This window comes from Clostridium sp. HV4-5-A1G, from assembly GCF_900184915.1.
GTDB lineage: Bacteria > Bacillota > Clostridia > Clostridiales > Clostridiaceae > Clostridium_B > Clostridium_B aromativorans.
Genome location: NZ_FXYI02000161.1, coordinates 1 through 8405, shown reverse-complemented (window position 1 = coordinate 8405; position 8405 = coordinate 1). Strand labels below are relative to the sequence as shown.

Sequence of the window (8405 nt, the reverse complement as noted above, 5' to 3'; positions counted from 1 at the left end):
AAATTACTACAGGAACATATATCCTATAGTAATTTTTAAATTAATATTTATTCCATAAAGCTCCCCCTTTTTAATCTGGAAAACTTTTTAACTGCTTGTACTTTTTGTAGCTTGATTTATGTACTTATCTAATTTTTGACTTGCCCTTAATATTTCATTATAGTCCGCTTCTTTTTCAATTAATTTATGTAACCTTTCTCTCAAATCGTTTACTTTATCATCTATCACGTAATTTCCAACCCACCTTTCTCATAAATAACAAATTAAAATTTATCATTCACCATAGCATTTCAATAAACCGCTAATATTTTATAATTTAAAACACTTCTAAATTATATCATAAAAATCGCTCATTGTAGACTATAGTATGCAGACAAATTGCAACATTTTTTTTAGAATTATATTTAAGAGGTGGTTTACGTGACATTAGAAAATGCACTTGCTATAACTTTAAAAAACCGCAGAATAAAATGTGGATTATCTCAAGAGGATCTTGCTCATAAATGTAATATTGACAGAACTTATATCAGCATGATTGAGTGCGAAAAGCGAAATCCTACTTTAAACACAATTTTTAAAATCTGCAAAAGTTTAAATATAAAAGCCAGTGATTTTATTTCAAGTATCGAAAAAACAATGGAGGACAATTAAAAAAACAATACTATTTTCTCGCCAACTTGATTCATATTTATAAATAAATTGAATGAGTTAAAAGGTCTCATCTTAAAAAGATGGGGCCTTCATTAATCTTTCGTATTTAAATAATATTATTGACATGTTTATAACTAATTGTTCTATATCTATTCTAACGGTTCATTTAAATTTCGGATACCAGATTCATCTAAAATGTCGGTTATGTCTTTCCACCTGTTTAGAGAATAAATATGAAGTCCGTTTATTCCTGCATTTATGAATCTATAAATTTGCTTTACCGTATATTCTTTTCCTGCTTTTTTAAAATCCTCTGGATTATCACCATATCTTGCAATTATTTCTGCCAATTCTCTTGGAATCGCACTGCCATTAGAAACTGTCATGCGAATGATAGGATCTTTTGAAAGTACCGGCATTACCCCCACATCGATTGGCAGTAAAATACCTGATTTTCGAATTTTCTCAGCCCACCATTTATACTGATCTACATCATGGCACAATTGAGTCATTATATAATCGGCACCTGCATCCTGCTTCACGCGAAGATGGGCAATATCCTCTTCAAAAGAGTCCGCTTGAAAATGCTTTTCCGGATTACCTGCTACAGCAATACAAAATTCAGGAAAATTTTTCTTAATAAATGCAACTAATTCATTTGCATAATCAAAATCACCCCTCGTTCCTTCCCAGCCCTTTGGGAAATCACCGCGTAATGCCAAAATGTGATCAATGCCCATATCCAAATACGTCTGCAGACTTTTTTTTATGTCTTTTTTTGTATTGCCAATACATGTAAAATGAGTTACAGGAATAGTCCTTCCACTTTTTTTAATAGCCCTGCAAACTTCAACATTCCGCCCTGCATTTGTTCCACCAGCACCATAAGTACAACTAATAAAATCAGGATTAAAAACATAAAGATGTTCTAAGGTGTCTAAAAGATTATCCATAGGCTGATCCATTTTAGGCGGAAATACTTCAAAGGAAAAGCTCATTTTTTGCTTCATAATTTCAGATATTTTCATATTTAACCCTTCAATCATAATTTTTTATTCATCTCAGCAAAATAATAGACATTTTATCTATCATCTCCTCGTTAATTGAATACTTTTCAATACATTGTCAACAGTACAAAACATACATATATAACCAAATATGTAGATTTATTTTATCATATGTTCGTATCTTTTACAAGATTATATATCATCCAATCCTTTAAACTTCTCTTGTATACAATTTTAACCAGGATTGCTCTTCCTCAGTTAAATAAGGTGCTAACTTCTGATACACAAGTTTATGATAACTATTTAAATACACCTTCTCATCGCGGCTAAGGTCTTCTGGGTCTATGGCATCCAAGTCAATTGGAGCATACGTTACAGGATCAAAGTACATGAATTGCCCGAATTCATTTTGAATTCCTTTTCTAACAATAAGTTCATTCTCTAATCGAATGCCATAAGAGCCGTCTATATAAATACCAGGCTCATCAGTTATCACCATACCTTCCTCCAATACATGAGTTTCATGCTTGGATGGTACAACATACCACCTGAAACCGCTGGGAGCCTCATGAATATTTAGCAAATAGCCAACACCATGGCCAGTTCCACATTTATAATCTATATCTAAACTCCAGATGGGTTCTCTAGCTAACACATCTAAATTGTAACCTTTGCATCCATATAAAAATCTAGCACGCGCCAGATTCATCATACTTCTGGCTACGACTGTGAAATGGTGTTTAAGCTCCTTGTTCACTTCACCAAGGACAAATGTTCTTGTGATATCCGTTGAACCTTCAAGATAGTTTCCACCAGTATCCGTTAAGAAGAAATATCCTTTTGTAAGTTCTACATCCGTTTCAGATGTAGAAGTATAGTGCATCATAGCTGCATGCTCCTTAAAAGCACAAATCGGTTCAAAACTTTGCCACAAGTAATTATCCTGCATTTTTCTGAACTCCTCCAATTTTTGAGAAGCACTGATTTCCGTGATTTTTATTTTTCCTATATTTGTTTTTAACCAGTGCATGAATTTCGTAATAGCAACTCCGTCTTTAACGTGAGCTTTTTCAATATTGGCAAGTTCTACAGAATTTTTAATGGATTTGAACAGAACAGTAGGATTATCCACTTTTATTTTTTTAGTATGAACTGGAATATTCTTATACAGTGCATAATTGATACGATCTGGATCTATAAGCACCGTGTCTTCAGTCTTAAAGCTCTTGACATATTCATAAATATCGTTGTAGGGCTTTAACACTACATTATCTCTATCTAAAGATTCTTTAACTTTAGCATCAATCCGGCTTTCCTCAATAAACAAATATACTTTTTCCATGGAAACAACAGCATAGCAGAGAACCAATGGTGAATACATAACGTCATTTCCACGTATATTAAGTAGCCATGCAATATCATCCAAAGTTGTGATCACATGGTAATTTGCCCCTGCTTCTTTCATTGTGTTTCTCAGTCTGCACAATTTGGATGCTGTGCTTTCACCAGAATACTTTTCTTCGAGAAGGAAAACAGGTTCATTTGCCAATTTAGGACGATTTCCCCATATTTGGCCAACAAGATCACAGTTATATTCCACCGATACATTCTTATCAGCAAGCTTCTGGATCAATTCCTCTCCCTCTTGTACGGGAATAAGACGGCCATCAAATCCCAGCTTCCCATTATTGGGCATTTCAGCTTCCAAATATTCAAATACGGTAGGCACGCCTGGATTACCCATTTTAAAGAGCTTGATTCCACTACCTTTAAGTTGATACTCAGCTTGCAGAAAAAACCTTCCATCAGTCCAAAGTCCTGCTTCATCCCTTGTAATGACAACTGTTCCAGCATCGCCCGTAAACCCTGATACATAGGCCCTTGCCTTAAAAAATTCTCCTACATACTCACTTTGATGATTATCTGAAGATGGAATGATATAAGCATCTAATCCATTTTCTTTCATAAGTACCCTAAGTTTTGAAATCACTTCTTTTTTGTTTCCACTCATGTTTATTACTCCCTTTCATTTTATAATTTGCTGTCAAAGTAGATTGATTCATTATAAAATCATTTAACATTAGCAGCAAAAACTAGAAAAGTTTTTGCTGCTAAAAGATTACAATTATATCACAACAGTTATCTCACTGTAATAGAAAATTAATCATTCTCATTCAGCCATCTGTTAAGCACTTTTATATATTTCTCATTCTCTTCTACAAAGGGCATATGACGGCTGAATTCAAATAATTCCCACTTTGAATTCGGAATCTTATCATACATCGTCTTTGCAATAAGTGGAGAGCAGAGATCAAGAAGACCGCTGATAATTAAGCAAGGCTCTTGAATATCTTCAATTTGTTCCATAAAATCAAAGTCTTTTAATGTACCTGTTGGAGTGAATTCATTTTGTCCCCATGCAGTTATATAAGACTCTGTCCCGGTAACTTTTGGACGCTTTAAACACTCTGGTGAATCCGGACCTACTGGATCTGCACAGTAACGTCGCATGAATTCTGCTTCTGCATCCTTATACTCCTTTGATGAATAATCGCCGGATTCTTCTGCTTCTGCAATAGCATCCTGCATTTTTTGTGGAAGATACGTGACCCTTCTACGCTGTTCTTTTTCCCACAATGAGGCAGATGGTAGAGTGCTGGATAGTATATAACTTTTAATTCCCTTCGGTTTGTATTCACAAGCATATTGAATTGCCTGCATTCCACCCCAAGATTGTCCTAATAAATGGATTTCATCTAGGGATAAGTACTTACGCAGTTGGATTAATTCTTCAATCCATGTCTTTGCACACCACAAATCAGGGCGTGAGGGTGTTGCAGACAATCCGCATCCCAGCTGGTCATACATGATAATTGCACGCCCATCTTCTGCCAACTTGTCGAGCATTTCAAAGTAATTATGAGTGGAGCCGGGACCGCCGTGCAATAAAAGCAGCGGTTTTTTATTTCCTGTACATTCACCTACTATACGATAATAAGTTTTATATTCTAAATAGGGCATATAGCCTTCAGTAATCTTCATAAATAACCTCCTTACAATCTATTTGCATTGACGATACTTCATTGATTTCAGTGTTCTGTTCACTCTTTTTGCATTCATATTATTGCCTTCCAATAATTAATTCATTAGCTAACCTGATTACTTGATTCCTCGTCTTTTATAACCAGACTGTTCAATTTTTTATCTAATGACCAAAGAATAATACCAGCTGTAATAGCAATAGCTGCAATTATGAAGTATGTGGGAGCAAATTTAAATTTCAATGTAAATTCATATATCCATCCATAAGATTTTGCTGCAAAGAACACAGCAAGTACCCAAACACTCATCATACTGGATAATAATCTAGGTGGAGAAAATTTACTGATGAATGAGTTTCCCAGCGGTGAAAATACCATTTCACCAAAAGACAATACAACACCAAATGCAACAATCCACCCAAGCGATGCAAGATGTCCTCCTCTTGTAACATCAGCCATTGCAAATATTACATAGGATAATCCCAATAACAACATTCCCAAAGCAGTTTTCTTGAACATGCTCAAATCCCCTTGAGGTCTTCTGGCTAATTTTGCCCACAATCCAGCAAGAACCGGCCCCAGCGTGATACACATCAATCCATTTAATGAATCGAACCAAGATGTTGGAACCTGGAAACTACCTATCATCCAGTTGGCAGCTGCATGGTCTCCGCCCCAGTAGAAGTATACAGGCATATACGCCAGATACCAGAATACCCAGAATATTACAGAAAAGAAAGATACCAGAATTATGGCAGCCACTCTTTTCTTTTCTATTGTTGTAAGAGGTTTCTTCTCTTCTGCAGGTTTATTTTCCTTTTTCTCTTTACGTTCATCAACTTTGAACGGCCTTTTGCCTGCTTCCCCCAGGAATCTCCACCCGAAAATAAACCAGACAGCATCAAGAAACATCATTATGGCACAAATCAGGAAACAAAAAGTATAACCTTTACTTCCTGCAAGTACACCTATAATTGTAGTACCGATAAAAGAGCCAATGTTGACAAAAGAATATTGAATAGAAAATGCGGAATCCAGCTGTTTTGGGTCATTAAATAGTCTTCCTGTAATAGCGTTGGTCTGGCACTTGAACAATCCGGTGCCAATAGATACCAAAACAATCATAATGTTGATCATGGCGGCACTTGAAGCCTGCCATCCAACCAGATAGCCTGCCCCCATCAAAATCATTCCAATTGGAACAAGGTATCTGGCGCCTATTAGACGGTCAGATATAAATCCCCCAATTAATGGGGCAAGATAAGTGAAGGCAACTAGGTTTGCAGACATCTTTGCTGCATCGGCAGTGGTAAGACCGAGCCCTCCACTAGCTACAGCGGTGGCCACAAATATTGTGAGCAGCCATTTTGCCGAATAGAATGAAAACCTTTCCAATGTGAAGGCAAATGAACATACATAAAATCCAAATGGCCTTCTTTTTGCGTTTTCCATTTCTTATCCCTCCTATAAAAAATTAAATAATGGATATATAATTCTAAAGAATCAGAATACATTTTTATTATACACTATTTATAAACTTTTTTGTGTAACTTTACAGTATTAGTATAATAATTATTTTTTTAAGCTCTCATATTTTACTAGTTCAACTTCTATAAGCCCTTTTTTTAGGCATAATATCTTATTTTGCTTAATTCATATACATCTCTCTACAAATTTTATACATATAAAAAATAAATTAAATATGTTCGAACTTTTTATAGATCATTGTCAAATTTGTTCAAACTTGTTATTTACACAGACGTTCCTCGCAATTTGTTCAATCAAGTATTGAACAGGAGTTATTAGTCAACATTTTGTGTAACGAATATTTTATTCCAAATCTAGATACGTTGACCAATAAAAGTTATTAAAAAAAATAAACATAGATATCCACCACATAATATAGTAGCTATCTATGTTTATATTGTATAAAATCTACGTAGGGTCTCCTCAAAATATAAAATCACTCATTTAAAAGTCAACTTTTTTACCCTCATATATATACTGGAACAACTTTTTCATCTCTTCTTCAGTTATCTTTGCAGGGTTAGCTCCAGTGCAGGCATCTTCCATGGCGTTATGAGATATTCTATCCAAATTATCCTTGAAATCACTTTCGCTTATTCCATAATCCTTTAATGTAAGGGGAATATTCATTTTTCTATTCATATTTTTAATCATATCAGTAAGGGAATCTGTGAGTTCCTCCTCAGTATCTCCAGAAAGTTTAAGAAGTCTAGCTATTTCTGCATATCTTTCAGGGCATGCATCCTTATTGAAATCTATCACATATGGCAGAAATATGGCATTGGCACATCCATGTGGTATGTGAAATACAGCACCGGTCTTATGGGCCATGCTATGGGTTATCCCCAGAAGTGCATTCGAAAACGCCATGCCAGCCAGACACTGAGCTATGTGCATATGACCCCTGGCTTCCATATTTCCTTTATAGGATTTCAATAAGTATTTGTTAATCATCTCTATAGCATGAAGTGCAAGTGGATCCGAAAAATCAGAATGTAAGCTTGCTACATAAGCTTCTATTGCATGGGTCAATGCATCCATTCCAGTATATGCCACAAGTTTCTTAGGCATGGTCTCTGCAAGTGCCGGATCTATTATAGCTATATCAGGAGTTAAATTAAAATCCGCCATAGGGTATTTTATCTGCGTCTTGTAATCAGTTATCACAGCAAAAGAGGTCACTTCGGTAGCCGTTCCGCTGGTAGAAGGTATGGCTATAAATTTTGCCTTTTTCCTCAGCTTAGGTATTCCAAAAGGAACTACTGCCTCTTCAAATGTAAAGTCGGGATATTCATAAAACACCCACATGGCCTTGGCTGCATCAATAGGCGAACCTCCGCCCATTGCTATTATCCAATCAGGCCCATATTCCCTCATAATTTTGGCACCTTCCATAACGGACTCAACAGATGGATCCGGTTTAATTCCCTCAATTAGCTTGAACTCAATATTGGCATCTTTTAAATAGGATTCAACTCTATCCAGAAATCCAAACCTTTTCATGGAGCCTCCACCTACGACAATTACAGCTCTATGGCCCTCCAGATCTTTTAAATGTTCTAAAGAATTTTTACCAAAGTAAACATCTCTCGGTATTGTGAATCTTTCCATTTTCTAATTCCTCCTTATCAATACTATAATTTAATTTTTATTTCAAGTAAATAAAACTACGCCCTCCATATCAATACATTCCCAATTTATTTTTAGATATATTTATAAATATATTCTTAGCAACTCAAGAGCTGCAGGTATCAATTTATTTGCAGTTTCTCTTGCAACTTCATAACCCACCTCGGTAAAACCAGTAAAAACAAGTTTGCTGAAACCTTTATGTTTATGTGATGCATCAACAGTTCTATCTACATCAAAAATCACTTCTTAAATATTTGACGTCTTTATGATATATGATATTACTGTTTGAATACAATGTCAATAAAAACTTTCAATTGTTATAATTTTGGCAATATATTGATTAATTATTCACTAATAATAAGACTCAATTATTTATTTCTTTTTAATTTCTATATTAGCTATAACACAGGATATCTCAATGATTTTCATATTTAGTTAATTTTTTATTCAAAATCTTATCATAATTCCTGTCTATTATAAACATCTCCGAGCCCAATAGACCGTACTAGATATCGTATGCAGTCTTCTGCTTGAAAAAAAAAACGTG

7 protein-coding genes are annotated in these 8405 nt (G+C 35.0%); 1 reads left to right on the top strand and 6 read right to left on the bottom strand.

Annotated features, from left to right (window positions below; genetic code table 11):
• Nucleotides 1–87: 87 nt before the first annotated feature.
• Entirely contained in the window at nucleotides 88–228 is a 141-nt protein-coding gene (locus tag J5G60_RS14540) for an aspartyl-phosphate phosphatase Spo0E family protein (RefSeq protein ID WP_150358401.1), read from the bottom strand.
• Nucleotides 229–420: 192 nt separating this feature from the next.
• Here J5G60_RS14540 and J5G60_RS14535 point away from each other — a divergent pair, with 192 nt between their 5' ends.
• Nucleotides 421–651 carry a helix-turn-helix domain-containing protein gene (locus J5G60_RS14535; protein WP_150358400.1) on the top strand — a complete coding sequence of 77 codons (231 nt, stop codon included), beginning with the start codon at nucleotides 421–423 and terminating at the stop codon, nucleotides 649–651.
• A gap of 149 nt (nucleotides 652–800) precedes the next feature.
• On the opposite strand, the gene J5G60_RS14530 is transcribed toward J5G60_RS14535, so the two are convergent.
• From J5G60_RS14530 to J5G60_RS14510, 5 genes are all read right to left on the bottom strand, one after another.
• On the bottom strand, nucleotides 801–1679 hold the full coding sequence (locus tag J5G60_RS14530) for a methylenetetrahydrofolate reductase (protein WP_150358399.1): 879 nt from the start codon (nucleotides 1677–1679) through the stop codon (nucleotides 801–803).
• Nucleotides 1680–1869: 190 nt separating this feature from the next.
• Nucleotides 1870–3669, bottom strand: coding sequence for an aminopeptidase P family protein (locus J5G60_RS14525; protein WP_150358398.1), 1800 nt, complete (start codon nucleotides 3667–3669; stop codon nucleotides 1870–1872).
• Nucleotides 3670–3818: 149 nt separating this feature from the next.
• Nucleotides 3819–4700, bottom strand: a complete 882-nt coding sequence (gene pepI / locus J5G60_RS14520) for a proline iminopeptidase (RefSeq protein ID WP_150358397.1) — start codon at nucleotides 4698–4700, stop codon at nucleotides 3819–3821.
• A gap of 104 nt (nucleotides 4701–4804) precedes the next feature.
• Nucleotides 4805–6151, bottom strand: a complete 1347-nt coding sequence (locus tag J5G60_RS14515; protein WP_150358396.1) for a peptide MFS transporter — start codon at nucleotides 6149–6151, stop codon at nucleotides 4805–4807.
• 519 nt (nucleotides 6152–6670) lie between these two features.
• Nucleotides 6671–7837: an iron-containing alcohol dehydrogenase gene (locus J5G60_RS14510; protein ID WP_150358395.1), complete on the bottom strand. Its 1167-nt coding sequence runs from the start codon at nucleotides 7835–7837 to the stop codon at nucleotides 6671–6673.
• Nucleotides 7838–8405 lie beyond the last annotated feature (568 nt).

Bases quoted from the DNA above. Each gene is read 5' to 3' on its own strand.
- pepI (WP_150358397.1), bottom strand. From the start codon at position 4,700: ATGAAGATTACTGAAGGCTATATGCCCTATTTAGAATATAAAACTTAT.
- J5G60_RS14510 (WP_150358395.1), bottom strand. From the start codon at position 7,837: ATGGAAAGATTCACAATACCGAGAGATGTTTACTTTGGTAAAAATTCT.
- J5G60_RS14530 (WP_150358399.1), bottom strand. From the start codon at position 1,679: ATGAAAATATCTGAAATTATGAAGCAAAAAATGAGCTTTTCCTTTGAA.
- J5G60_RS14525 (WP_150358398.1), bottom strand. From the start codon at position 3,669: ATGAGTGGAAACAAAAAAGAAGTGATTTCAAAACTTAGGGTACTTATG.
- J5G60_RS14515 (WP_150358396.1), bottom strand. From the start codon at position 6,151: ATGGAAAACGCAAAAAGAAGGCCATTTGGATTTTATGTATGTTCATTT.